We start from the raw sequence: 24,599 nt of genomic DNA, 5'->3' as shown, positions 1-24,599 counted from the left end.
ATGCCGAAAGAACTGATAGAAGCTCGTAAACGTTTTTTTGATTCGTTGGCACATGCCGAATATTTGGATGAAAAGGGTCATCATGAAGGGGCGGCATGTATGCGCAAATGCGCGGACATATCACTCGATATTGATATCCGTCTTTTTGAGCTTTCACACTTTAAACATATCGCGGCCTAGGCTTAACGCCTTGGCCTTTTTTGGTTGCTTAAAACAAAGGAGAAATAAAAATGGATAAAGGAATGCAATGGTCTATCGCCGAGGCTCAGATTGCAGACTGCGGCAGTATGCAGAATGAAGAAACCGGCGAGCCTATCGCCTGGGCGAAAATGGCCTATTTCGGCGGCATGGCATCGCTCAAGATCACGCCCGATGATCTGGCAAAAATCGCTCCTCATAAAGGAAAGATGGTTTCTGTATCCGGTACGCTCGAATACGAAATTAAAAAATCCGGACATGAAAAAATCAAATTCGCTCTCGGTGAAATTAAGTCGCCATTAAAAAAAGAAGATTCGTTTATGGGGATTCAATGGCATATCGGAGAGTCTCAGATTGCAGACTGCGGAAGTATGCAGAATGAAGAAGCCGGCGAGCTTATCGCCTGGGCGAAAATGGCTTACTTCGGCGGTATGGCATCACTGAAAATCACTCCGGACGACCTTTCAAAAATTGTTCCGCACAAAGGAAAGATGGTCTCGCTGTCCGGCTCTCTGGAATACGAGATCAAGAAGAGCGGTCATGAAAAAATTAAATTTGCTCTCGGTGAAATTAAACCGTTGAAAGGTTGATCATGGAAAGGGGCCATTGGGCGTTAGAACATCCAGAGACGTGCGAGCTTTGGCCAGCAACACAGGATAGTGCACGGGCAATGTACCGCGATTTGAGGTACCAAGACGGCTATAGTCACGAAGAAGCATTTACAGCCTTTGGTAATGCACGTGTATGGGTGGACGATGGTCCTAGCGTTATGGATCAAATTAAAGATTTAGAACACTGGGAAGAACTCTAAATGGCATTTTTGGAATCAGCATTATCAGGCCTTAAACAGCTGTTCTTCCAGATTGTCACCTTCTGGCCGTTGTGGCTGTTCGCGCTGCTCGTCGTGGGTGGCAATCTTTTTCTTAAACTTCGGGATGCCTGGAGACGTGGCTAATGAGTGATTACGATTTCATTACTTATAATCACTGTGGTGAGCTTGTATGTCCGGAATGCGGTCATAATTTCCTTTTTGACACGTACAAAGACGGTTCAGCCAGTGAGGCAAGGTCAGCGCTTTATAATCACCTTTTGTATGTTCATGATTTCTCACACGATGAAGCGTTTGAACTGGCGGGGCAGGCATGACAGATGGATTCACCATGACTGAATTTTTCGGTTTTATCACGCTCGGCATATCTTTCGGGGCCGGTTTCTTCATTCCAATGGCCGTAGGCATGACCATAATCAAAGCAATTAAACAATCTTAAATATTTGAAGTAATTCGGCACAGCCGAACAACAAACCATAAGGAGAATACATATGAAAAAAATGATTAAAGCTGCGGCTTTTAAGTCGCTCGAACTGGGGAAAAAGAAATTTTTCCGCAACAAGCTGAATGCTGCAATGACGGCTTTTATGGCCTGTTTGTTCGTAGCAGGCAGTGCGCGGGCTGAAGTCGATACTACGTCGATCGATGGTGTTGTCACCGACGCCGGAACATGGATCGCGTACGGCGTAACGTCCTTCCTGGGCGTTCTCGGTGCCGGTCTTACGATCGTTGCTGCAAGCTGGGTTTATCGCAAGATCAAGAGCGCAATTCGCGCCAACTAATAACCAATGACTGAGGTCGAATTACTTCAAGATATTCTTACCCAGCTCCAGACCCTCACGGTTGTGGGGGTCTGGATTTGTCGATGCCTGTGCATCCTTATTGGCCTGGGCATCTTTCGTTTTGTTTCGCTGCGGTTTCCGATATGAAGAAATTAATAACACTTATTTTTTTTATAAATTTGATTGTATATGCAGACACATATCATCTTATATTTTCTTCGGTGTTGGAGTATAATCAACAATTGAAGGTACATAAGTATAGTCCTTCAGGTGATTATTTAGGATATGATGTATTTACCGGGTCATCTGCAATAACCGGAAGTTTTATAGACGGTAAGCGTACAGTATACGCACAGCTTGGCGGTTGGAATGGTTGGGTACCTCAGATTAAGATATCTTTGCCCTCTGATTATGATACGTATTCAACTGGTCCTACAATTGAAATAGGTGTTAAGTACGAAGATGGTTTAGTAAATTCAGATGGAAGTGATATAGTTGATGATACAGACGGCGACGGCATTCCTGACGATGAAGATACAGATGATGACGGGGACGGTCTTCCGGATGATGAAGATCCTTATCCGCAAAATCGAGATGGTGACGGTGACGGCTATGAAGACGGCGTAGAGGTGCTTTATGGTTCAGACCCAACAGACCCCAATTCCTACCCGGAAGACGACCCCTTTACCAGTGGAACGGACGAAAGCGATCCGGATACGATAACCAATCCCGATGAACCTTTACCGCCGATCAATGAATATCCGTCAAGCAATATTACCGATACAGTTCAGGGTAATGTTTATGTAACGAATCTGGGCGAACTCGAAAATGAGGTTTCGGGTATCCGGGAAGGTTTATCCGTTCGCCTGGATAAGAACTTATCCGACCTGCATCAACCGATCACGAGCATAGAACAGATATCAGATGACATATTAGATGAACTCCAGGAACAGGGCATAACGGCTGATCAGGCCGTTACTTATCTTAATGATATTGGGGTAACGCTCGATGATCTTTTAGAGCATCAGCAGGACAGTAGCGAAGAGCACACGGAATTGCTTTCAGACATAGAAACGGCAGTTCTTTCACTTGATTCTGTCGGCGGCACAGGCGGAACTAATCTTTTTACGGTCACGGTTACGAATGAATCAAACGAACAGATATTATCTGAAATCAACTCCAATTTGCAGAGTATTGTAGGTAATCAGGTTTACGAATCTCAAGGTTCTTTAAGCGAAACAGGATATGCAGAATATGTTTTTTCAGAGGGGGAAAACACAAACGCTTTTGTCGATGTGGATTCCCGAATTGAAAAAAGCAATGCGCTGCTTGAATTCGTAGATGATTGGTTCGGATCATTTTTCACTTTGAACCTGCCGGATAGCATAGGCCAGCAAACAACAATGACATTCTTAATGCCGGAAGGTGGTCCGGGCGGTATTAAAATCTGGCCGAATCAGTTGCAGATTGACTTAGACCAATTTGACGGAATTCCCATAGTAAGGCAAATCGAAGAGTTTGCTTTGCATGTATTCGGTCTATTTGTCTGTGCGCACATTATCAAGGAGACCTTTGTATAATGAGCCTAATTCCGCAATGGATCATCGATGTTAAAGGCTGGTTCCAGCAGATATTCAATGCGCTGAAATGGGCCAATGATGCGCGTAAGAAGATCTGGGAATACATGCTGAATAATGTCTGGACGCTTATTCCCCTGGTCATTGCTTCGATGAAATCGGCATGGGATTTTATCGTAACGCTTGCTGATCGGATAATGACGAAGCTTGATACGATTGATTTGCAGGCTTTACGCGATAGTGCAGACGGAACAATTTCCAGTGCTCTTGATGTGGTAGCCTTCTGCAACACGTTTCTTCCGATACAGGAGCTCTTTCTCTGGTGCAATGCCTGGATTGTCCTTTACGGAATTTGTGCGACTGTCCGCGCAATACTTACCGCCCGGAAATTATTGTTTTGATTATTTGAGGTATCGATGTTTGTTGAGTGTTTCAGTGGTTTGATGGGCGGCGGAAAATCATTCTTTTCTGTTAAACGAGCTGCCGAACATATCGCCGGGGGCGGCATTGTCTTTACGAATATTGATTTCAAACTTGATCCCTGGTTCAATGAAGCATACGCGCATAAATTGAAATCATTCTGGTTGCCCGAATGTTATGACGGCTGCCGAATGGAAATGCATAAGGGCGGTATTGTTCTTCCGGTCATGCGCCGTAATGAAAAGACCGGACAACCTGAGTTTGAATACAATTCCAGAGGTTTTCGGAAGTATCTCGAATTACAGCACAAATGGCTCCTTCAGAATGGCCAATACAATTATTTGCCCGATGATCATGTAAACGCTGATCTTCCGTCCAGACTTCCGCAAGGTTCCCAGACAAGGCCCGTACTTGTTATTCTTGATGAAGCATTAGATCATTTCGAAGCCGGGGCCAGTTCGCGTAATGCTAATGCCGAATTTAGAAGCTTCCTCCGTCATATTCGGAAGCTCGGAATTAATTTAATTTTCATCGCTCAGGACTTCGGGTCACTCGATCCCAAAATACGTGTTTTGACACATTTTGTTTGGAAGTTCCGCGACATGTATAATTGGCCAGTTCCTATCTTCAATCGTCCACTTCCTCCGCCTTGGCGTGATTACATTATTTGTGAAAAATTCCATAAATCCCATTTCGGAAAAATGAAGGCCGAAACGATCAATAAGAACACATGGGTCTATAGAGATACTCTTATTTTTCAGTGTTATCAATCAGTCAGCATGCACAATCACGGCATAAAGATGGCGGATGACATGAAAACGGATTTCGGGGATTCCGGAAAAATCGTAAAAGGAAAAAAAGCAATGAATAAATTTGAGAAAGCCGCATTGTACGCTTGTCTTCTTCTCGGAATAATCGGTGTTTTCAGGTCTCCGAAAATCGAAGCGGTACAGTCCGAATCAAGTGAATCTGTACCGTCAGAAGCAACAGTTTCCGCAGAGCCTGAAAGACCTCGTGTAAATGTCCTTTACGGAAAATTCCGTTATCACGAGTCCAACGGCCAAATTAAGAGGCTATTTGTCGACGGGATCCCCTATCAGACCGGCCAGCAGACGACCGCCGGCACTGTTCTATCCGTCAAACGTGATCAGGTTCACATTATGGATGAGCTTGGTAATACAACGTTCATCTATCCCGATTACAGCAACCTTTTTAACGTTGAAGATTCTTTAACGAAATCAGAGGAAGAATCACCGGCACCGAAAGGAAGTTGAATAAGTCATTCCTTTGGAAAAGGAAGATAAAAGCCATTAATCAGCGGTTCGGGGTTCGGTCAAGGTGGAGATTTTATTTTTTTTTAAAATCTGGCGTTAGCAGGGTTTACCCGTCCGATTTTAAAAAAAAAATTAAATACTACCTTTACCGGTTCCCGAACCTCTGAAGCAGGCGTGAAGAGTTAAAGTAACTATTAAAAATATATTGGCCATATCAAAGACAGGACTATGAAAACACCTAAATTAGATTATGAAAAAATAGGTAACGATCTTGTTTCGCATGCTAAATCTGAAGGATGCAGTAAGCGTCAGATTTTGGAGAATATGCGCGAAAGCATCCTTGAAGCTTCTGATTATATGAGTTCTCGCAAAATTTCGGAGTGGCTTAAAATTAATCATAATATCGAAATCAGTTATTCGCTTATAACTAAGTTTTTGCAGAAAAACCGAAATGAAAACACTCGTTAAAAAAGAAACTGGCGTATGGCATGCGCGAATCCGCATTAATCCCAGTGACCGGATTACATACAAATCAATGCGAACGAAAGATAAGCTCATAGCTCAAAAACGCATTGACGAATTATTCCAGCGTATGGAGCGAGAAGCCGCCGGGATTATCAGTCCGCAAAAACTGATTAACGCTGCATCCATGCCTTTGCGTGATCTGGCTAAAAACTATCTTCGAACCATGGAAGCCGGAATGCGCTATATCAACGCAACAGAAAGCCGTCTGCATGTTCTTTTTTCGGATTTGTCCTGGTATTTGATCCGGGATATTAACGCTGAAGATTTTTTGCGTTGGCGGATGTCGAAAACAAAGTACGTTCCGAAAACGCTGAACCATTATCTAAGTACCCTCAAAAGCTTCACAAAATGGCTTGTGCTTCACGGTTACGCAATAGACGACCCTATAGCCATGATTCCGCCGTTTCGGATCAGGGGCAAAGTTTCTTTCAAGTATCGCGCTCTAAACGATCGGGAAATTAATTCACTTTTGAAAGGTAAACGTTCGGAGCTTTATCACTTCGCGCTTCTTACTGGTCTTCGTTATGCAGAATGCGCGGCTGTCACCTGGGCCGATGTAAATCTGAATAGTGAATATCCGCATATCCTTTTATCCGGAGCGAAAACGAAAAACGGCAAGGAATCCGCAATTAAAATTCATTCTGATTTGCTGGAAATGCTGCGGACAAAAAAACGGGAATCGAAGTTGTCCGAATGTGTATTTCCAAAGATGCCGGATAACCGAACAGTAAAGCGGGATTTTGAAGCCGCCGGAATTGTCACGAATAACGAGCGGAACGAAAAAGCGAGTTTCCATTCATTGCGGAAAACCTTTTGCATGCTCATGCATCAGGCCAATGTGCCGCACCGTTTAGCCCAGGAAGCAATGCGGCATTCATCGCCGGAACTTACAAACGATATTTATGTAGACCGGGGGCTTTTAAATGTCTCCGCTGCAATTGATGCAATTCCATCTCTGAAACAGGGAACAAAACAGGAACTGAAAACGGAGAATAATACTATGCATGCAGTACAGGAAAAAATTAAGGGTGCTGATAGCAACGTTTTAGAAGCTATCAACACCCTTAAAGAGTGGTGCACCCGAATGGAGTCGAACCATCACGCCATTGCTGGCACAAGAACCTGAATCTTGCGTGTCTACCAATTTCACCACGGGTGCGATGAAGGGCGAATTTATACGCATCATTTTCATGCGAGTCAACGCCCTAAAATGACTTTTTTTAATCTCTCTTCATCATGAGCTCAGAAGTCCGGTCTGGAGTTTGAAATCCGGCCATCAACGCCCCTGTTGTCAGGCGTTTTATTCAATCCTCAACCTGCAGAATACCAACTACTTCCCCTCCTCCATGTCACAGATATTGCAGGTAGAACAGTCCATCGAAGCGGGCTTATAGCCCCGACCTTCTTTTTTTGCCTTTTTAATGTTCAGAGCATTCATTCCGGCCAGAAAAAGGCCGAGAATGATGAAAGCTCCCGGTGCGGAGGTCCAAAGCATGAAGTCGGTCGTCCATCCGGGAATCAGCTTAATCTGAAACAGCGATCCTCCGGCAAGAAATTCGCGGACGCCGCCGAGCGCCACAAGCGCCATTGTAAAACCGAGCCCCATACCGAGGCCGTCCATAACAGATTTAGCCACGCCGTTTTTGGAGGCAAACGCCTCGGCACGGCCCAGCACCACGCAGTTGACCACAATCAGCGGAATAAACAGACCCAGCGCGTCATAGAGTTCTTTCGGCGCATACGCCTGCATCGAAAGATCGATCATCGTCACAAACGTGGCAATGATGACAATGTAAACCGGAATACGGATTTTCTTCGGCACAATATTCCGGATAAGCGAAACCACAGCATTGCTGCCCAGCAGCACAAACATCGTCGCCACTCCCATGCCCAGCCCGTTGGTCGCACTCGAGGTTACCCCCAGCGTCGGACACATCCCCAGAAGCAGTACCAGTACCGGATTCTCTTTCCAGAGCCCTTTTGTAAATTCCTTAATCATTTTTACCCGCCTCCGTTGAAAGCTCTTCCAGATGATCAATCGCGGTTCGACTTACCGCATATACCGCTTCGCAGACCGCACGACTGGTAATGGTGGCCCCCGTTTTTCCGTTAACCGCTTCTCCATCCTTTACAATGCCCCAGACTTCGTCACCGGCCTTTTTCCCGGCATACCAGTCCAGATAGCGGTTGGGAACCAGTCCCCTGATTTCTTCAGTCCCCCGAATCAGATCCACAATGGTTTTCTGTACCTTACGATCTGTAACGGCGGTTCCCAGTCCGGGGGTTTCCGTCTGCGCGGTCACAATCACAGCACTGTTAACGGCATCCCCTCCATCGATTTCAGCAATGGATCCGTCCGGACGAATTCCCACCATGAGCGAAACCGTTCCGGAAAAACCGTCATCGGTGTTATCCACTTTCCCTGCATACCCAACAATCTCCCCCCTTTACGGGCGGTATAAAAAGTGACCTCCCAGCCACGCCCGCAGATAAACGTGTTGGTTTCGGAAGCGGGATCATTATCGTATGTCGGCAATACCTGATCCATCGCCTGGCTGATCGCCGCTTTTTTATTCGCCTCAATCTGCGGGGCCGTCATCGCCTGCACGCCGGAGAGCAGTCCGGCCGCAAGCGCCGCCACAATACCGAGAAAAGTTCCAAGCATTGGAATATTGATTTTCTGCTCACTCATGATTACGCCTCCCCTTTCGCCGGTGCCACATAACCGAACGGTTTGCGGATCGTTCCGCGGTCAATCAGCGGCACGAGCGCATTCATAAAGAGAATCGCGAAACTGACGCCCTCCGGATAGCTTCCCCAGAGACGGATCAGACTGGTGATCAGGCCGCAGCCGAATCCAAAAATCCATGCGCCTTTATGCGTCATCGGAGAAGTCACCATATCCGTGGCCATAAAAAATGCACCCAGCATCAGACCGCCGCTCAGCACATGCGCAACGGGCGAATGATACTGTTCCGGATTCACCAGATGCATGATGCCGGTAAGGATAAAAACAGTGCCGATAAAAGCCAGCGGCACTTCCCACTTGATCAGCTTCTTCCAGATCAGAATTCCTCCTCCGATCAGCAATGCCAGAGCCGAGGTTTCACCCAGACAGCCGCCGACATTTCCAAAAATCAAATCCCGCAGAACCGTTTCTCCCGGTGCCAGCCCCAGCGGGGTCGCCGCAGTAACACCGTCAATCATCATACGCCCCAGATCCGGTTTATCCCAGGTGGTCATAATGCCGGGAAAACCGATCAGCAGACCGACACGGGCGACCAATACAGGATTGAACGGATTATAGCCCAGTCCGCCGTACAGCTGCTTGCCGAGAAGCATCGCCAGCAGACCGCCAAGCACACAAATCCACCACGGTGCTCCGGCATTGAGATTCATCCCCAGCAGAATACCGGAGAGAACAGCCGATCCGTCGCGCCAGGTCGACGGACGTTTCGTCAGTTTATTCCAGCCCTCTTCCACGAGAATGCAGGATACGGTGCTGATGATGAGCACCTTGATGGCGGCCAGCCCGAAAAACAGCACAGCGGCAATACAGGCCGGCATCATAGCGACCACCACGGTCAGCATGATTTTATCAATCGTCGGCTTATCACGCATATGCGGTGAATTACTGACCATCAGTTTCGATGGATCGGGCATCCGGATGTCTGGTGTTTCTTCTGACATAAATTTTCCCTTATTTCCTCAGGCCGGCGCGAATCTCGACCTTGGCACGTTTAAACTGCTGGTTAAGCGGACGGTGCGACGGGCAGGAATAGGAGCACGATCCGCATTCAATACAGGCCATGACATTGAGCCTTTCCGCCCAGTCAAACCGGTTGTTCTCTACCGCCTGGCTGATGGTCGCCGGCAGGATCTGCATCGGACAGCAGTCGACGCAGCGGCCGCAGCGGATACAGGGTTCAGAGGTATAGAGCGAAACCTCATCCTTTGCAATCAGCAGTACGCCGGAGGTGTTTTTCATCACCGTTACATCAAGCGAACTCTGTGCAATACCCATCATCGGTCCACCAAGCAGCAGTTTGGCCGGCTGTTCCTTAATGCCGCCCGTCAGTTTGAGCACTTCATCAATCGGTGTTCCAATACGCAACTTCCAGTTTCCGGGATCATTCAGCGGTTTTCCGGTTACGGTGGTGATGCGTTCAATAGAGGGAATCCCCTTCACCACGGCTTCCGCCACCGCCACCGCCGATGCCACATTCTGTACCACACAACCGACATCGCTCGGCAGTTTACCCACCGGAACCTCACGGCCGGTAATGGCATAAATCAGCTGTTTTTCCGCACCTTGCGGATAATTCACCGGCAGCGACACCACTTCGATATTGTATTTTCCGGCCACTTTCTCCAGAGCCTGGATGGCATCAGGCTTGTTATCCTCCACCCCGATAACCGCTGTTTCCAGACCGAGGATACGCGCCAGAATCGCCGCACCGAGCACCACCTCTTCAGCCTGCTCAAGCATGAGCCGGTGATCGGCCGTCAAATAGGGTTCACACTCGGCCCCGTTAAGAATCAGTTTATCAACCGGTTTATCTTCCGGCGGCGACAGTTTGACGTGCGCCGGGAAGCCCGCTCCGCCCATACCGACAATACCGGCATCCCAGACCCGCTGTTTCAACTCGGCCGGATCGGTTTTCTGCCAGTCGGCAATCGGCTCAAACGGGCAGCCCCATTCGTCTTCGCCGTCGGCTTCAATCACAATACACGGAACGCTGATGCCCGTAGGTCCCGGCACCTTATCAATCATTTTCACTGTTCCGGACGTCGGTGCATGCAGAGGAACAGAAACAAAACCGGAGGCTTTGCAGAGCAGCGAACCTTTTTTCACGGCATCGCCCTTTTTCACCAGCAGCTCCGGCGGCGCACCGATATTCTGATGCATGATTACTTTATAGGTTCCGTAAAGCGGAGCTTCCTGAATCGCCTTATGGGCGGAAAGCGCTTTGGAATCGTTCGGGTGAACCCCGCCCTTAAACTTACGCGGTTTTTCACTCATTTCGATGCACCTCCATAAGCTCCTTTTATATGCTCGGTATCCACACGCAACGCACTGGTCGGACATCCGGCGGCTTCGACCAGCGATGCCGGCGGCGGATTTTCATAGTTGCTGCGAACCAGGAAGCCATCGATTTCCATATAGTCTTCCTCACCGGAAGCTTTCACACACTTACGACAGGCAATACAGGCGGTTTTGCAGACCTTCCGCTTCACAGCCCCTTTTTCCGGTGAATTACAATAGACGTGCGTGGCGGCCGAAGCCGGCACCATCGTAATGAGGTTTTTCGGACAGGCCGCCACGCAGTTTTCGCAGCCGACACAGAGCTCTTTGTGCACAACGGCCAGGCCATTGCGAATTTCGATGGCCCCGAACGGGCAGGCTTCCGCACAGGAACCGAAACCGAGGCAGCCGTAGTCACAGCCCTTGGCTCCGCCGGCAACCAGCACCGCCGACCGGCAGTCGCGCACCCCGTTATAAAGAGACCGCACCGTGTTCGGAATGTCTCCGGAACAACGCACCAGCGCCACCATTTTTTCCTTTTCCTCGGCTGCAATGCCGAGATATTCGGAAATCGCCACCACATCTTCCGGCGAGCAGACCGGACAACCGGCCGGGGTCGCTTTTCCGGCCACAACGCCTTTAGCAAAATCAGCACAGCCGGCAAAACCGCAGCCGCCGCAGTTGGCACCGGGCAGCATTTCTTCAACCTGCTCGATACGTTCATCAATATCCACCGCAAAAACCTTAGCCACAATCCCGATAATCACACCAAGAAAAATGCCGAGAATACCGACCGTCAGAATAGGAAACAGAATATCCATAGATACGTCCTTACACCAGGCCGGAGAAGCCGAGAAACGCCATCGCCAGAATGCCGGCGGTGACCAGTGAAATTGCAGTGCCTTCAAAGGCTTCGGGCACCTTGGCGAGATCCAGTTTTTCGCGCAGACTCGAGAAAAGAATCAGCGCCAGCGCAAAACCGAGTGCCGAACAGAACCCGTAGATCGTGGCGCCGTACCAGGTCGACTGCACCGACTCCGGGGCCGATTTGGCATTCAGCACCACCGCACCGAGTACCGCACAGTTAGTCGTGATGAGCGGAAGAAAAATGCCCAGACTCTCGTAGAGTTTTGCACTGAGTTTCTGCAGCATAATTTCCACCAGCTGCACCAGCGAAGCAATCACCACAATAAAAACGAGCGTCTGCAGATACTGCAGCTTCATGGGAACCAGCAGTAACTGGTTAATGATCGAACTCACCAGCGACGCCAATGTCATTACAAAAATAACCGCACCCGACATCCCCAATGCCGTGTCCAGTTTCTTTGATACCCCCAGAAACGGACAGACTCCCAGAAACTTCGACAATACGAAGTTGTTCACGAGAATCGCGCCGATGGTGATCACGAGAAATTCATTCATCATGCTATATACCCCTGTTCTAAGAACGCGAAAAGTAAGCTATGATACGCAGCAGACCTGCTTCGGCAACCTCATTAACCCCGGACAGGTCAATTTAGAATGGATATCAATAAAGCCCTGTAATAGCCTCTGTAATATCGATTGAAATATAGCGTTTCAGCCCCTGATCCTGCGTTCGATTCTTCACCCGGAAAATTACAGGCGCAACCTTACCCCGGCCCGGACAGATGCATTCAACCGGCTTCACCGAAATCCACTTTTTCCAGATATCCGCGAACACCCAGCGTGTTGACCACCAGCGTGAAAACACACATCCCCAGTGCCGCATGCAGAAAAAGATTCCGGTACTGATAGTCCTCCGGAAGCATCAGAATCAGGGCCACAGAAAGCGCGCCCTTCAGCCCCCCGAGATTCAGCACATGCATCCACGCAAAAGGGAGACGACAGCGAAAAAGATTAAACAGCATCCCGAACCCGTAAACCACCACACTGCGGGAAAGGAGCAATGCCACCAGCGAAATCCATACGGTATGCCACTGAAACGCCGCCGTATGACTGCCGATCTCCGCCCCCAGAATAAAAAACAGAACGGCATTGGCCAGGTCGCTGAGAAAATCCCAGAGCCCTTGATAAAACCGGGTATCCATATGGTTTGGCAGCTCCTCTCGCGGGATCATCCTCACCAAACGCCCCATCGTCAGCGTAGCCGCCATCACAGCAATGACACCGGAAATATCAAAACCGCCCTGCGCCGCACAGAACACCAGATAGACCGCAATCAACGGTAACAGCGGTGCAATAAAATGATCCTTCAGTGCCTGCCAGCTGCGCATCAGAAAAATACAGCCCGCTCCCGCCGCCACACCCAGCAGCAACGCCCCCGCAACGGACAGAATAAACCGGAGTATCCCGTTCGAGAAAATCAGATCATGACCTTCAATCACCCTTGCGTAGAGCAGCGAAAAAAGAATTACAGCCGTCCCGTCATTAAGGAGCGATTCCTCTTCCACCAGCATTTTAAGTTTTTCAGGAACCGGGAACACCCTGAAAATTGCTGAAACCGCCACCGGATCCGTGGCCGACATAATACCGCAGAAGAGCAGCAGATCCATCCGTGGAATTTTCGTAAACACCTGTAGCGGAAAAGCCATAACAAACATACTGACCAGAATCCCCAGCGTGGCCAATACCGTCGCCGGCCACGCAACCGCCTCAGCCGCTTTCAGGCGCAGCTTCCGTGTTGAATCAAAAACCAGCACCGGAAGAATCAGATAAAGAATCACATCCGGATTCAAAACAATACGAGGTAACTGCAGAATCAGATGCGCCTGCAGAAACCCGTAAAGTCCGCCGAAAAGAACCACCCAGCAGACCGCCGGTAGCGGTGACTTCCGGGAATAGTGGGTAATGGCACACAGAGCGATCAGAAAAATACAAATAAAAACCAGTCCGCATTCAACACCCATCTTCCCACCTCCAAGACGTCGAAATTAACGAACCCGCTTTTTCTGCCGCCGTTTAATTTCCAGCCCCTCCAGCGGTTTCGTATTCCAGCGGCGGTGCATCCAGATCCACTGCTCCGGTGCTTCGCGCACCGCCGCTTCAATAATATCATTATACTGCTGCGTGGCCGCAAAAACCGCCTCATCCGAACGATCCGCCGGCGGCTCCAGCATCGGCTGAATTTTAAGCCTGAATGTACCGTCCGGCTTACGGTAAATGAAAACAGGAACAACCGGCGCCTGCGACTGCGCCGCCATATAGGCCAGTCCCGGCGATGTGCAGGCCGGCCGGCCGAAAAAATCGGAAAAAATGCCCTGCTGGCGCGTCATATTCTGATCGATGATCATACCGACAGCCTCATTCCGGCGCAGCGCCTTCAGGCAGTCACGGTATGCGTTTCTGCTCGCAAGAAACGTCAGGCCTTTATGGGAACGAAGCTTTTCGATCACCTCGTTCACCGCCTCATTCTTGATCTTCTTCACAATCGTGCTGAGTTTATATCCCTGCGCCGCCGTAGCCATCGGCATGAGCTCAAAACAGCCGATATGCGCCGTAAGCGCAATCACCCCTTTTCCCCGCTTAAACGCTTCATCCGCGTGCTCACGCCCCTCGATCTCCACCGCCCGGTTCACCTCATCAAGACCCTTCATTGAATACCAGATGAACTCCACAAAATGGATCCCCTGCAAACGGTACATTGTATTGACCGTTTTTCTGCGCTCCGCGGCCGATAGCTCCGGAATCGACAATTCCAACGCCTGAAACGCATCAGCCCGATGATGCCGGATCACGCTTCCGAAAATAAAACCGATAAACACGCCGAGCCCGCGGACCATAAACAGCGGCAAGATCCCGACCAACCAGAGCAGAAATGTGAGCAATGCTTTAACCATAGGGTCAAAAGGTGCAGGAATCCGCAATTCGGGGCAATGATCTTTGCGTAAAATGATCGTTTCCAAACTCCGGAACCGCTATGCTCCGCGGTTATGAAAATACAATCTTTTAACACAACCGAAGACCTGATCCGCGAGACCCTGAACGTTTTGCGCGGAACCTTTCCGACTCCTGGAAATATCATGCTCAGTGGCGGTTCCACACCCTATGTCATTTATAACCGCCTCGCGGCCGACCCCTGCCCCGTGCATAAAAACCGCCGCCTTTTCCTCAGCGACGAACGCATGCAGCCGTTCGACTCCGATAAAAACAATGCCCACAACCTGCAGCCCATGCTGCAGGCCCTGGACTGTACCGACAATTTCCTGCAGGTGGACACCTCCCTTTCCCCGGCTGCCGCCGCCGAAAAATTTGCTGAAAATCTCGAACCGATGAACCTCGTCGACCTCGGCTTTCTCGGAATGGGGGCCGATGGACACACCGCCGGCTTCTTCACGCCCGAACAGGCCCGGATTCAGGACCGGCTCACGCTCCACACCGACCGACCGGACGGCATGCAGGGCGTCAGCGTCACCCCCGCCTTTTTCCAGCGGATCGAAAAAATTATTCTGCTCGTCACCGGCGAATCCAAACGCAGCATCATCAACACGCTGCTGCACGATCCCCAATCGATCGCCGCCGGAATCGCCCTCTCCTCCCATCCCGACTGCGAGCTCTGGACCGACATCAAACCCGATTAGCTCATTTCAACCCCTTCAACCTCAATGATATTAATGGTTAAGGTCAGGGCGTCTCCAGCTCAACCTCTAAGCGAATAAATCCATTGCTACTGATTGGTGCACTCACCTGCCAGATTTCCTGCGTTGAATTTTCCCCGATCTCGCTAATGGTCAATCCGTTTGTTTCCCAAACACCGCCAAGAACAGAATACCACGAAGGCAGAATATCCGCCTGCGGCGCATCTTTGGATTTCAGATAGGTGACACAGAACCGGTTACTAACGATACTGCACGTATAAAGATCCTCCTTGGAGCTGGCCGATAAAGGAGAAAGACCAACGGCGTATTTCCAGATATTTTCGATTCCATCCCCCGCAGGTGCATCAAAATACCCCTGCTGATTAACAGGAACTGAATATCCATCGACCCAGCTTTGATAAGTTGCAATCATGCTTCCGGTTATCGACACATTATCAATAGCCATGTCGCTTAAATAACTGGTACCGACAACACCGCGGAAACGGATTATCACCTCATCTTTTCCATCAAAGGCTGTAAGATCCACCATCGCCTGACACCATGGCTCCATTTCACCGGCATGCTGCTGGCCGGAACGGCTCCATACCGCGTTGCGCCACACTCCATCGTAAACATCCACATGCAGTATTCCCATATCCTGGCCATACATATGATAGTCAAAGGTCAGCATCACATTGGTCATACCACTGAAACTGAATGAACCTTCGACTCCAGCGGTTTTCTGCGTATTGCCTGTTGCTTCTATGAACAAATACTGACTGCCATCCGATGCACCAGATGGGCCGGTGATCGGCGACGGCGTTGAACCGCTACCCAAACTCCAGTCAAAATCAGAACCGGATGAAACCCACAGCCCCATCCCTGTCTCAAAACTATCATTGTATGGCAGCCCCTGGGCCGGAGTATCCATTATGGTTACCGATCGGCTCTGCGATTCTCCCTGGTAAACAGCGGTAACAGTACAGGTCTGATCACCTGATACATTCTGCGCACTCAATACCCCGCCGCAGATGGTCGCAATATTGGTGTTATCAATTAACCACGAAGCCTCCGCAGTTACATCCGCAGAGCTTTCATCTGCAAAATAAGCCGTACAGATATAGTTTGTTGTCGTTTTTTCCACAACAGAATCCGGACCGCTGACAACCAATGCCACCACATTCAGCGGCACATCTTTCACCGTTATGACTTTGGTGGCGGTTTTTTCACCATAGGAAGCCGTAATGGTACAACTTTCATCCGAACCCACTTCAGTGACCGACAAGATCCCGTTACTGATGGAGGTCATATCCGGCGTATCTGTCGACCAATTCGCCAATAAAGTAACATCAGCAAAGGACTCATCTTCGAAATACGCCAAACAATTATAATTAGTGGAACTTTCCTCAGTAACGATTTCCGGACCATTAATAACAAGTGCGGCAACCTGAAGTGGAGCAACTCCACTAAAGCACTGCAACCCGGGATAACCATCCATGTACCAGACTTCAGAAAAATCCCAGCCCGCGGCAGCAAACATACTTTGAGTCTGCATTTCAGATGTTGTTATCCCAACCCCGCCGGAGCTGACTAAAACACCAGAAATCTGCGTATCCCAAAAACAGCATTCTACGGAGGTATCCCCTTGATAATCATGTCCTATTAATCCGCCGGTTTCGGATGTGCCGATTACCTTACAAGCAGAATAACATGTATCAATCAGACCTCCATCTATCAGACCAATCAACCCTCCTACATGCGAAGCCCCGCGAACTTCACCCAAGGCATAGCAGGTATGTATGCTACTTTCAGCGCTGACTCCAATAAACCCGCCAACATACCAACAGTCATCAAAATTCAAGACCTCAGATTCAGAACAACATGAACTAATAGCTGCCGAATAGCTTAATCCAACCAGCCCTCCAACATAATTATATCCCCCGCCGATCGAGCCCGAAACGCTGCATTCTCTGACTTCCCCCGAATCAATCCTTCCACAAAGTCCACCCAAGTAATCTGAAGTCACTCCACCACCGGTTATGCGAACCCCTTCGAGCCTTAAATTTTCAATCGATGAAGAACTTCCGCTTACATAACCGAACAGACCCAGGTAGTGTCCGCCAACAGTTGATGCATCAATCATCAGATTCGAAACAGTATAACCTGCTCCATCAAAACTTCCACTGAACTTTGTTCCTACAAACAAGTTCGTGGTCGAATCCTCATCAGGAGCAATAATTGCAGATGCAAAACTTTCACCGGAAAGATCAATATCGGCTGTCATGACAAAATACTTATCGTAATCGCCGGTATTCATACCCAAGTCCAGCAAGTCTTGTTTATCAGCAATCTGATACGGATCAGCTTCAGTTCCGGACCCTCCGCTATAATTTCCTGTAGCAGGAGAAGCTTCCTGGCTGATGACGATGATATAAGTCTCCTTGGGAGAATTAACCTCCATAGAACACGAACGGGCATCCCCGAAATTCTCAGAAACAGAAATACGCAACGAAGACTCCCCATACCATCCAACATGATCAGTTCCGCCACCTAACCCGATCGTGTTCCTCCCCGTCAAAGCCGCTGTGGCCCAACCTTCTAGCTGAGAAGTATCAAATGCCCATAGCGATCCATCATTCGTAAATGAGATCGATGTATTGGTCCCTCCCGATGCATCAAAAGAAACATGAAGCGTATCCTCTTCAGCCCCAGACTCAACAACCGAGATGATTCGGGAATAGTCATTGTTTGTCTCATCCTGCTCTGCCACTTCATCCAAATAGTCGCACTTTACTTCCAGCGTATGTTCTCCGGCGGGAAGAGGACCAATCTCCGCATCCTGAATCCGCCCTCCATATCCAGGAGAGCAAGACGAAACTACAGAGTAATGCTCGAGAACCCCATCCACATACAACCCATAATGATGCTCTCCGGCATCTCCATCTCCAAAATTACCGGAGCCGAAATCAACATACAGAATGTCATCAGTTGTAAAGGTAGAGACGCTGCTGCTGGTTCCGGTCTCTGTCGAAACAACAATATAATCATCCCACCCGGTAAACTGTGCGGGAGCTAAGTCCGGCAGTCCTGTCGGCACCAGAACATTATCCCACCACAGATCATAAGTATTTCCGGTATTACCATAGTAAACTCGAATATAATAGGTTCCCGGCGCAGCAACCGTGTAATCGATCGACTCATTGTCTGTAATAGTTTCCGAGCGGGCAAGCTGGGTTCCTCCTGAATCATACAATGCAAGATCAATATCTCCATCTGCATGCGTAAATACACACTCCACCTGAACCCGTTCATAACCGGATGGAGACACAGTAATTTCATACCAATCCTCATCCGCCTGAATGCCGGAACCGGAAAGAGTTGAAAGCCAGACTCTTTCTCCCAACCCGATATAAGCCTCGGTAAGAGAATCATTGGGTTCATATACATCATCAGTGGATGCCCCCGATACGGATATAATTTCAAGCTCCGGGGTCCCATTTCCATCATATATTTGAGGATGCTGTATAGCAGAAAGATTACTACTGCTATAACTCACCACAAGAGGAGAAGCATATGTAAATAATTCCTCACATGAAAGCTGCCCATTTCCATTTGCATCCGCATTACCCGCATCCTCGGTCATTGCCCTTACGGCATAGTACGAAAACAGCCCATTTTGCAATGGACCAGCATCCCAAGATAATTCATCGTCATCTGCAGCGGTCACAACAACAATGCCACTAAGATCGTCCATATCCCGGGAACGCTCTTCAAAATCAGCGGAAAAACCATCGCCTATTTTTGCGTTCCAAGCTCCTTGATATATGGACTTAACTCTGTTTTGACCAACCTGTTTTACCTGTCCTCCACTGTGACAGGTATCAAGAATTATTGCGATTTGCCCCGCATTGATCGTCTCAATCCACAATGGGAATTCATCATCCAAAATCACTGTCGCCGCAGTTCCATCAAAATCATAGGGAACAAGATATTCATCACTTCCATCAACTTCATCAATCGGTGACAGATCTGATGCCTGCCCTCCGTGCCCGGAAAAGATGATCAGACACAAATCATCAGGCTCAGCAACCGAGGCCATATGCTGAATCGCACTCTGAATATTCGCCTTACTGGCTTGCGAATCTATCAACAAGGAAATATTTGAAGAAGACCATCCCGCATCCTGAAGCAAAGCATCACGAAATTCGCGAGCATCATCATCGCAATAGTTAAGATCATTTATGAGATCATTATTTAAATAATCAGAAACTCCAACAATCACTGCATATCGTTCAGCAAAGACAGGAACCAATAAACACACAAAAAAATAACAAATGATTTTTCGCATTTTCCCCCAATATCTATTCGATACACTCCCCAAATTCCCTACCCCAATCTCGCAAAATCAGCGGGAATCCATACAATACTGAAACTTGCGCGTATGAAATGAACAAATTTGATACCCCAAAATCACTCGTCGATCCAGTTAGATATTTATTAAATGTATTATTTTTACGTATTTTAAGAATTCCCCCTTCCTTCGCTCTCCCAATTTGATTTCTATCCATTTGTTTCTCTGACCGATAAAAACAAATCTCTTAACATCCAGCGTTAGTTGACACCGCGAAAAAGCGTCAATTAGATGGATCTTTGAGCTCACTTCCGATAATTATCTTTGCATTTCATTGGAGGCTAATTTTGAATAATTTTAAACTGGTACGCACTGAAGAAGTCAAAGAGCTGAACACCACCGCAAAAATCTACCGCCACATTCCCACCGGGGCGGAGATTCTTTCGATGGAAAATGATGACGAAAACAAGTGTTTCGGTATCGCTTTCCGCACTCCTCCGTCGGATTCCACCGGCGTGGCCCACATTCTGGAGCATACCGTGCTGTGCGGATCCGAAAAATATCCGGTAAAGGATCCCTTTGTGCAGTTACTCAAAGGTTCGCTGCAGACCTTCCTCAACGCATTCACCTATCCGGATAAAACCTGCTACCCGGTTGCCAGTCAGAACCTTAAGGATTTCCACAATCTGGTGGATGTCTATCTCGATGCGGTATTCAACCCGCGGATCACCGAAGATTTCTTTATGCAGGAAGGCTGGCACTACAGCCTGGAAAACAAGGAGGATGACCTGACATTCAAAGGTGTCGTTTATAACGAAATGAAGGGCGTTTACTCCTCCCCGATTCCCTGCTCATGGAAGCCTCACAGCAGTCACTTTATCCCGACACCACCTACGGCCTCGATTCCGGCGGAAATCCGGAAAAGATTCCCGAGCTCACCTATGAGCAGTTTAAAAATTTCCACGACACCTTCTACCATCCGTCGAATGCCCGTATCTTTTTCTACGGCGACGACCCGGTCGAGGAACGGTTTAAGCTCCTGGAAAGCTATCTGGGGCAATACACCAAAAGCGAACCGGATTCCGACATAGAACTCCAGCCTGCTCTGCCGGAACCGGTCCGGCTCGAAAAACCCTATGCGGTTTCCGCTGACGATGAAGATCCGCAACCGATGTTCACCGTAAACTGGTCGCTGCCTTCACCGACCGATGCCGAAACCGTTTTTGCTTTCAACCTGCTCGATCATATTCTGCTGGGAACCCCGGCATCACCGCTGCGCAAAGGTCTCATTGAATCCGGCCTCGGCGAAGACATCACCGGCGGCGGTATTGAAACGCATATGATCCAGATGATGTATTCCATCGGCCTGAAAGGGATTGATGAGGAAAATCTGAAAAAAGGCGAAGCACTCGTTTTCCAGATCCTGCAGGATCTTGTGAAACAGGGCATCGATCCCGACGACATCGCGGCAGCACTGAATACCTTTGAATTTGAACTGCGCGAAAATAATTCGGGTGGATTTCCGCGCGGCCTTTCTCTCTGGCTGAAATCGCTCAATGCCTGGATTTATGATGCAGATCCGCTGGAACTCATCGCCTTTGAACAGCCGTTGCAGAATCTCAAAAAGCGCGCACAGGAACCGGGATTTTTTGAAAATATGATCCGCAGATATTTCATCGATAACACGCACCGCTCAACCGTGGTGCTGTTTCCCGATCCCGAATTTTCCGTCCGCACCGACAAAGAAGAAAAAGACCGGCTTGCCGCCATCAAGGCACGCCTGACCGATCAGCAACTGGACGATATTGTGGCCAATACAGCACGGCTTCTTAAACTGCAGTCCACCCCGGATTCCGACGAAGCACTCGCCACCATACCCCTGCTTAAACGTGGGGATCTGGATAAAAAAATAAAAACAGTTCCGTTCACAACGCAGAAAATTCTAGGCACCACCGTCATAAAACACAACCTGTTCACTAACGGGATTCTCTATTTGGATCTCGGTCTCAACCTGCACGGCCTGGACCAGGAAGATCTCCCCTACGCATCACTGCTGGGCAGTATTCTGCTGGAAATGGGCACGCAGTCGGAGGGCTATGTAACGCTCTCGCAGCGGATCGCCAAAGGAACCGGCGGAATCTACGGCAGCCCGTTTCTCTCTGCACAGAAAGACAGTAAAACAGGAATCACCCGCTTTTTTCTGCGCGGAAAATGCATGATAGGCCAGACCAAAGAACTGCTTGATATCATGCACGACATACTGCTTACCGCAAAATTTGACGACAAAGAACGTTTCAAACAGATTGTACTCGAACATAAATCCGAGCTCGAAACCGGCGTCGTTCCCGAGGACACTCTGCCGTGATGACCCGCCTGAAAGCGCACTATCACGAAGCCCACTGGGCCAACGAAATGATGGGCGGCGTGGAGGCCCTCTTTTTTATCCGTGAACTTGCAGACAAACTCGACACGGATTGGGATGCCATCCTCCAGCGACTGGAAAAAATCAGGCAGACCCTCGTCTGCCGCGATCATATGGTCATTAATGTAACGGTCGATTCCGACGCCATGCCCGGTACCGTCCTGGCACTGGAACAGTTTATTGAAAACCTTCCGGCAACCGGAAGCTTTTCCTCCAAAACCTGGAAACCGACTTCATTCCCCGAATCGGAAGCCCTCACGGCTCCGACCAGGGTCAACTATGTGGGATGTGCAGCCAATCTTTTTGATGCCGGCTATAAGATGCACGGTTCGGCCATGGTCATTACCCGCTACCTGCAGACCGCCTGGCTCTGGGAAAAAATCCGCGTTCAGGGCGGTGCCTACGGCGGCATGTGCGCCTTCGATCAGCGTTCCGGCGTATTCACCTTTGCCTCCTACCGCGATCCCAATCTGGAAAACTCACTCAGAATTTATAAACAGACCGGTGAATATCTTAAAAATCTGGAGCTCAGCGAGGACGAACTCACCCGCGCACTGATCGGTGCCATCGGTGCTCTGGATGCCTATCAGCTTCCCGATGCCAAAGGCTATTCCAGCACGATGCGCTATCTGCTCAACTATACCGACGAAGAACGGCAGCAGCTTCGCGACGAAGTACTATCCACTACACAGGAACATTTCAATGCCTTTGGAGATGTACTGATCCGGGCATTTGAAGATTCAGCAGTATCCGTTCTCTGCTCCCCGGAATCCGCCGAACGAGCCGGACTGCAAACCAGAACCAAAGTACTCTGACCGGTTGACGTCATTTCCCTTTGTTCAGAAATGCAGAAACCCCGTGTTTCAGACCGGGGTTTCGCTATTACGAATAAAGCTCCGGCGATTACGCCGGAGCTTTATCAGCAGTCGAGGCAATGTTCTCACATCGCCTTTTTCTTTTCATACTACATCGACATACTGAATGACATGTTTTTCACGTTGGCAGCCGCACAGGCATCCATGACACGAATAATCCGTCCATGCAATGCCTTGTCGGCCGGCATGATATTCACAATCAGCTCACTGCCGGATGAATCGGCAGCCTCTTTCAGCGACATCAACTGGCCGATGAGATCATCCATATTGTTCTGATCTTTTGCAAATACCATTCCGTTGATCACAATATCGCCTAGCTCGGAAACCTCAATAAGCACCTCGATCGGAAGATCCAGAGGTTCTGCCACATCCACCTTCGCAGGAAGCATGAAGGAGAGGTCGGCTTCCTTTTTAACCAAGGAGGCCGTAACCATAAAGTAGATGAGCAGCAGGAATACCACGTCAATCAGCGGAGCTATTTCCAGCTCGGCCTTCTTATTCATCATTTCTTCAATAAGTTTCATGACTATTCCTCGAAGGTTGCATAAATGAGGTCAGTTGCACCGACTTCACCGCAGGCGATCATAATTTCCTTACACGTCTTATATTCGACGCGACGGTCAGCGCGAATCAGAACGCGCAGATCCGGATTAAGATCCAGTTCTGTTGCAATATGATCTTTCAGTTCTTCCATCGTCACCGCAACGGTGCCGACATATACCTGATTATTTGCGTCAACGGACAGCATCATGCGGCCTTTCGTGTCTTCAGGAACTTTGGCATGTGAAGATTCAGGAATCTCCACTTCAACCTTTTCAAGTTCCGTTACGACAGAAGCCACCATGAAGAAGATGAGCAGCAGGAACACAAGGTCGATCATCGGCCCCATGTCGATTGACACGTCATCTCTGGATGGTCCTTTAATATTCATTACACACCTCGCTTTGGAGGGTTACACCACACTGGGGTGATAGCACCCTGATTTACTCTTCGCCGCCTTTGAATCCGAGCGGAAGTTCTCCGGTTTCCAGAGTATCGAGCAGACCACCAATGTTACGGCCGAGGGTTGCTGTGGATTTAATAAAGCTGTTGCGGAAATAATAGTACGCCAGCATGGACGGAATTGCGATCAACAGACCGGTCGCCGTGGTAACAAGAGCCTCACCGATGTTTCCGGCGAGTACTTCCGGTTTACCCATGCCCTGCGAACCGATGGTCTGGAAAGCCTTGATCATACCGGACACCGTACCAAGCAGTCCGAGCATTGGAGCGGTTGCACCGATAATTGAAAGATAGTCGATCGGTTTCATGTAGGAAGTGATTTCTTCAGAAGAAGCTTCTTCAATAGCAGTTTTCACTTTATCAAAATTGATTTCACGATTTACGGAGCACCGTTCGAGACCGGCAGAGAATACATAGGTAAACAGCGTTTCGTTTTCCTTACACAGACTGTGCGCTTCAAGAATTTTTTTATCTTTCATCAACTGAATAAATTCAGGAATCAGATCCGGACGCAACAGCACTTTTTCACGAAGCGCGAGTGCATTCTGAACGATGAAATAGACCATCGCCATAGACATCAGGCCCAGTGGCCACATGGCCCAGCCCCCCTGTTTGATCATCTGCCACAGTGTGGTTTTCTGAACGTTGACAGCCGCTTCGGCAGCCGCGTCATCCTGGCCGAACGCCGTCGCGGCCAACACCAAACTCAGGCAAAAAGCCGTTTTGATAATTTTCTTAGTCATTTTAATTACTCCTTCTCCT

General features: G+C 48.9%; 25 protein-coding genes, 1 tRNA gene and 1 pseudogene. 13 read left to right on the top strand and 14 right to left on the bottom strand.

Annotation, left to right across the window (positions count from 1 at the left end; all coding sequences use genetic code 11):
• From EGM51_03725 to EGM51_03685, 9 genes and pseudogenes are all read left to right on the top strand, one after another.
• Positions 1-180 carry a hypothetical protein gene (locus tag EGM51_03725; GenBank protein ID QBG46546.1) on the top strand — a complete coding sequence of 60 codons (180 nt, stop codon included), beginning with the start codon at positions 1-3 and terminating at the stop codon, positions 178-180.
• A 50-nt stretch (positions 181-230) separates the two neighbouring features.
• Positions 231-788, top strand: coding sequence for a hypothetical protein (locus tag EGM51_03720; GenBank protein ID QBG46545.1), 558 nt, complete (start codon positions 231-233; stop codon positions 786-788).
• 364 nt (positions 789-1,152) lie between these two features.
• Complete coding sequence (locus EGM51_03715) at positions 1,153-1,344, top strand: hypothetical protein (GenBank protein QBG46544.1); 192 nt, start codon at positions 1,153-1,155, stop codon at positions 1,342-1,344.
• A 174-nt stretch (positions 1,345-1,518) separates the two neighbouring features.
• On the top strand, positions 1,519-1,809 hold the full coding sequence (locus EGM51_03710) for a hypothetical protein (protein ID QBG46543.1): 291 nt from the start codon (positions 1,519-1,521) through the stop codon (positions 1,807-1,809).
• 143 nt (positions 1,810-1,952) lie between these two features.
• The gene (locus EGM51_03705; GenBank protein ID QBG46542.1) at positions 1,953-3,389 is read left to right on the top strand and encodes a hypothetical protein; all 1,437 of its coding nucleotides are present in this window, start codon (positions 1,953-1,955) and stop codon (positions 3,387-3,389) included.
• The gene (locus tag EGM51_03700; protein ID QBG46541.1) at positions 3,389-3,787 is read left to right on the top strand and encodes a hypothetical protein; all 399 of its coding nucleotides are present in this window, start codon (positions 3,389-3,391) and stop codon (positions 3,785-3,787) included. The genes EGM51_03705 and EGM51_03700 overlap by 1 nt, the downstream gene beginning before the upstream one ends.
• Positions 3,788-3,802: 15 nt before the next feature.
• Positions 3,803-5,080, top strand: a complete 1,278-nt coding sequence (locus EGM51_03695) for a hypothetical protein (GenBank protein ID QBG46540.1) — start codon at positions 3,803-3,805, stop codon at positions 5,078-5,080.
• A 228-nt stretch (positions 5,081-5,308) separates the two neighbouring features.
• The gene (locus EGM51_03690) at positions 5,309-5,548 is read left to right on the top strand and encodes a hypothetical protein (protein ID QBG46539.1); all 240 of its coding nucleotides are present in this window, start codon (positions 5,309-5,311) and stop codon (positions 5,546-5,548) included.
• Positions 5,532-6,515, top strand: a pseudogene (locus EGM51_03685) (hypothetical protein). Before EGM51_03690 ends, EGM51_03685 begins: the two are co-directional and overlap by 17 nt.
• A 162-nt stretch (positions 6,516-6,677) precedes the next feature.
• On the opposite strand, the gene EGM51_03680 reads toward EGM51_03685, so the two are convergent.
• The 10 genes from EGM51_03680 to EGM51_03635 all read right to left on the bottom strand — a co-directional run bounded on the left by EGM51_03680 (position 6,678) and on the right by EGM51_03635 (position 14,515).
• Positions 6,678-6,764, bottom strand: a tRNA-Leu gene (locus tag EGM51_03680).
• Positions 6,765-6,935: 171 nt separating this feature from the next.
• The gene (locus tag EGM51_03675) at positions 6,936-7,604 is read right to left on the bottom strand and encodes an electron transport complex subunit E (protein QBG46538.1); all 669 of its coding nucleotides are present in this window, start codon (positions 7,602-7,604) and stop codon (positions 6,936-6,938) included.
• A complete protein-coding gene (locus EGM51_03670; protein ID QBG46537.1) occupies positions 7,597-8,022 on the bottom strand; it encodes an FMN-binding protein in 426 nt (141 codons plus the stop codon). Before EGM51_03670 ends, EGM51_03675 begins: the two co-directional genes overlap by 8 nt.
• Complete coding sequence (locus EGM51_03665; protein QBG46536.1) at positions 7,911-8,297, bottom strand: hypothetical protein; 387 nt, start codon at positions 8,295-8,297, stop codon at positions 7,911-7,913. The genes EGM51_03670 and EGM51_03665 overlap by 112 nt, the downstream gene beginning before the upstream one ends.
• Positions 8,298-8,299: 2 nt before the next feature.
• Positions 8,300-9,268 (bottom strand): RnfABCDGE type electron transport complex subunit D, encoded by a 969-nt coding sequence (locus tag EGM51_03660; protein QBG49236.1) that lies wholly within the window; start codon positions 9,266-9,268, stop codon positions 8,300-8,302.
• A gap of 37 nt (positions 9,269-9,305) precedes the next feature.
• Positions 9,306-10,628 carry an electron transport complex subunit RsxC gene (gene rsxC, locus EGM51_03655; protein ID QBG46535.1) on the bottom strand — a complete coding sequence of 441 codons (1,323 nt, stop codon included), beginning with the start codon at positions 10,626-10,628 and terminating at the stop codon, positions 9,306-9,308.
• Complete coding sequence (locus tag EGM51_03650; GenBank protein ID QBG46534.1) at positions 10,625-11,452, bottom strand: ferredoxin; 828 nt, start codon at positions 11,450-11,452, stop codon at positions 10,625-10,627. Before EGM51_03650 ends, rsxC begins: the two co-directional genes overlap by 4 nt.
• A gap of 10 nt (positions 11,453-11,462) precedes the next feature.
• On the bottom strand, positions 11,463-12,053 hold the full coding sequence (rsxA, locus tag EGM51_03645) for an electron transport complex subunit RsxA (GenBank protein ID QBG49235.1): 591 nt from the start codon (positions 12,051-12,053) through the stop codon (positions 11,463-11,465).
• 233 nt (positions 12,054-12,286) lie between these two features.
• Positions 12,287-13,519, bottom strand: coding sequence for a hypothetical protein (locus tag EGM51_03640; protein QBG46533.1), 1,233 nt, complete (start codon positions 13,517-13,519; stop codon positions 12,287-12,289).
• A 24-nt stretch (positions 13,520-13,543) separates the two neighbouring features.
• On the bottom strand, positions 13,544-14,515 hold the full coding sequence (locus tag EGM51_03635; protein QBG46532.1) for a hypothetical protein: 972 nt from the start codon (positions 14,513-14,515) through the stop codon (positions 13,544-13,546).
• Between the two features lie 27 nt (positions 14,516-14,542).
• Between EGM51_03635 and EGM51_03630 the strand changes: the two genes are divergently transcribed.
• On the top strand, positions 14,543-15,190 hold the full coding sequence (locus EGM51_03630; GenBank protein ID QBG46531.1) for a hypothetical protein: 648 nt from the start codon (positions 14,543-14,545) through the stop codon (positions 15,188-15,190).
• 43 nt (positions 15,191-15,233) lie between these two features.
• Here EGM51_03630 and EGM51_03625 read toward each other — a convergent pair whose 3' ends face one another.
• A complete protein-coding gene (locus tag EGM51_03625; GenBank protein ID QBG46530.1) occupies positions 15,234-19,535 on the bottom strand; it encodes a hypothetical protein in 4,302 nt (1,433 codons plus the stop codon).
• Between the two features lie 350 nt (positions 19,536-19,885).
• Between EGM51_03625 and EGM51_03620 the strand changes: the two genes are divergently transcribed.
• Genes EGM51_03620 through EGM51_03610 form a run of 3 tightly spaced genes read left to right on the top strand, consistent with a single transcriptional unit; the run spans position 19,886 to position 22,775 of the window.
• Entirely contained in the window at positions 19,886-20,629 is a 744-nt protein-coding gene (locus tag EGM51_03620; GenBank protein QBG46529.1) for a hypothetical protein, read from the top strand.
• Positions 20,392-21,903 carry a hypothetical protein gene (locus tag EGM51_03615; protein QBG46528.1) on the top strand — a complete coding sequence of 504 codons (1,512 nt, stop codon included), beginning with the start codon at positions 20,392-20,394 and terminating at the stop codon, positions 21,901-21,903. Before EGM51_03620 ends, EGM51_03615 begins: the two co-directional genes overlap by 238 nt.
• On the top strand, positions 21,900-22,775 hold the full coding sequence (locus EGM51_03610; GenBank protein QBG46527.1) for a hypothetical protein: 876 nt from the start codon (positions 21,900-21,902) through the stop codon (positions 22,773-22,775). The genes EGM51_03615 and EGM51_03610 overlap by 4 nt, the downstream gene beginning before the upstream one ends.
• Before the next feature lie 149 nt (positions 22,776-22,924).
• Here the strand turns inward: EGM51_03610 and EGM51_03605 are convergent, their stop codons facing one another.
• Genes EGM51_03605 through EGM51_03595 form a run of 3 tightly spaced genes read right to left on the bottom strand, consistent with a single transcriptional unit; the run spans position 22,925 to position 24,580 of the window.
• Positions 22,925-23,359, bottom strand: coding sequence for a biopolymer transporter ExbD (locus EGM51_03605; protein ID QBG46526.1), 435 nt, complete (start codon positions 23,357-23,359; stop codon positions 22,925-22,927).
• Positions 23,360-23,361: 2 nt separating this feature from the next.
• Entirely contained in the window at positions 23,362-23,766 is a 405-nt protein-coding gene (locus EGM51_03600) for a biopolymer transporter ExbD (protein QBG46525.1), read from the bottom strand.
• A gap of 52 nt (positions 23,767-23,818) precedes the next feature.
• Positions 23,819-24,580, bottom strand: a complete 762-nt coding sequence (locus EGM51_03595; GenBank protein QBG46524.1) for a MotA/TolQ/ExbB proton channel family protein — start codon at positions 24,578-24,580, stop codon at positions 23,819-23,821.
• Positions 24,581-24,599: the final 19 nt, after the last annotated feature.

This window comes from Verrucomicrobia bacterium S94 (genome assembly GCA_004299845.1).
Classification (GTDB): domain Bacteria; phylum Verrucomicrobiota; class Kiritimatiellia; order Kiritimatiellales; family Pontiellaceae; genus Pontiella.
The sequence above is the reverse complement of the archived record's forward strand: the minus strand, read 5'-3'. Positions and strand labels throughout refer to the sequence as shown.

Excerpts from the sequence above, each read along its gene's own strand:
- EGM51_03725 (QBG46546.1), top strand. The coding sequence starts at position 1 with ATGCCGAAAGAACTGATAGAAGCTCGTAAACGTTTTTTTGATTCGTTG.
- EGM51_03720 (QBG46545.1), top strand. The coding sequence starts at position 231 with ATGGATAAAGGAATGCAATGGTCTATCGCCGAGGCTCAGATTGCAGAC.
- EGM51_03715 (QBG46544.1), top strand. The coding sequence starts at position 1,153 with ATGAGTGATTACGATTTCATTACTTATAATCACTGTGGTGAGCTTGTA.
- EGM51_03710 (QBG46543.1), top strand. The coding sequence starts at position 1,519 with ATGAAAAAAATGATTAAAGCTGCGGCTTTTAAGTCGCTCGAACTGGGG.
- EGM51_03705 (QBG46542.1), top strand. The coding sequence starts at position 1,953 with ATGAAGAAATTAATAACACTTATTTTTTTTATAAATTTGATTGTATAT.
- EGM51_03700 (QBG46541.1), top strand. The coding sequence starts at position 3,389 with ATGAGCCTAATTCCGCAATGGATCATCGATGTTAAAGGCTGGTTCCAG.
- EGM51_03695 (QBG46540.1), top strand. The coding sequence starts at position 3,803 with ATGTTTGTTGAGTGTTTCAGTGGTTTGATGGGCGGCGGAAAATCATTC.
- EGM51_03690 (QBG46539.1), top strand. The coding sequence starts at position 5,309 with ATGAAAACACCTAAATTAGATTATGAAAAAATAGGTAACGATCTTGTT.
- EGM51_03675 (QBG46538.1), bottom strand. The coding sequence starts at position 7,604 with ATGATTAAGGAATTTACAAAAGGGCTCTGGAAAGAGAATCCGGTACTG.
- EGM51_03665 (QBG46536.1), bottom strand. The coding sequence starts at position 8,297 with ATGAGTGAGCAGAAAATCAATATTCCAATGCTTGGAACTTTTCTCGGT.
- EGM51_03660 (QBG49236.1), bottom strand. The coding sequence starts at position 9,268 with ATGCCCGATCCATCGAAACTGATGGTCAGTAATTCACCGCATATGCGT.
- rsxC (QBG46535.1), bottom strand. The coding sequence starts at position 10,628 with ATGAGTGAAAAACCGCGTAAGTTTAAGGGCGGGGTTCACCCGAACGAT.
- EGM51_03650 (QBG46534.1), bottom strand. The coding sequence starts at position 11,452 with ATGGATATTCTGTTTCCTATTCTGACGGTCGGTATTCTCGGCATTTTT.
- rsxA (QBG49235.1), bottom strand. The coding sequence starts at position 12,053 with ATGAATGAATTTCTCGTGATCACCATCGGCGCGATTCTCGTGAACAAC.
- EGM51_03640 (QBG46533.1), bottom strand. The coding sequence starts at position 13,519 with ATGGGTGTTGAATGCGGACTGGTTTTTATTTGTATTTTTCTGATCGCT.
- EGM51_03630 (QBG46531.1), top strand. The coding sequence starts at position 14,543 with ATGAAAATACAATCTTTTAACACAACCGAAGACCTGATCCGCGAGACC.
- EGM51_03625 (QBG46530.1), bottom strand. The coding sequence starts at position 19,535 with ATGCGAAAAATCATTTGTTATTTTTTTGTGTGTTTATTGGTTCCTGTC.
- EGM51_03615 (QBG46528.1), top strand. The coding sequence starts at position 20,392 with ATGGAAGCCTCACAGCAGTCACTTTATCCCGACACCACCTACGGCCTC.
- EGM51_03605 (QBG46526.1), bottom strand. The coding sequence starts at position 23,359 with ATGAAACTTATTGAAGAAATGATGAATAAGAAGGCCGAGCTGGAAATA.
- EGM51_03600 (QBG46525.1), bottom strand. The coding sequence starts at position 23,766 with ATGAATATTAAAGGACCATCCAGAGATGACGTGTCAATCGACATGGGG.
- EGM51_03595 (QBG46524.1), bottom strand. The coding sequence starts at position 24,580 with ATGACTAAGAAAATTATCAAAACGGCTTTTTGCCTGAGTTTGGTGTTG.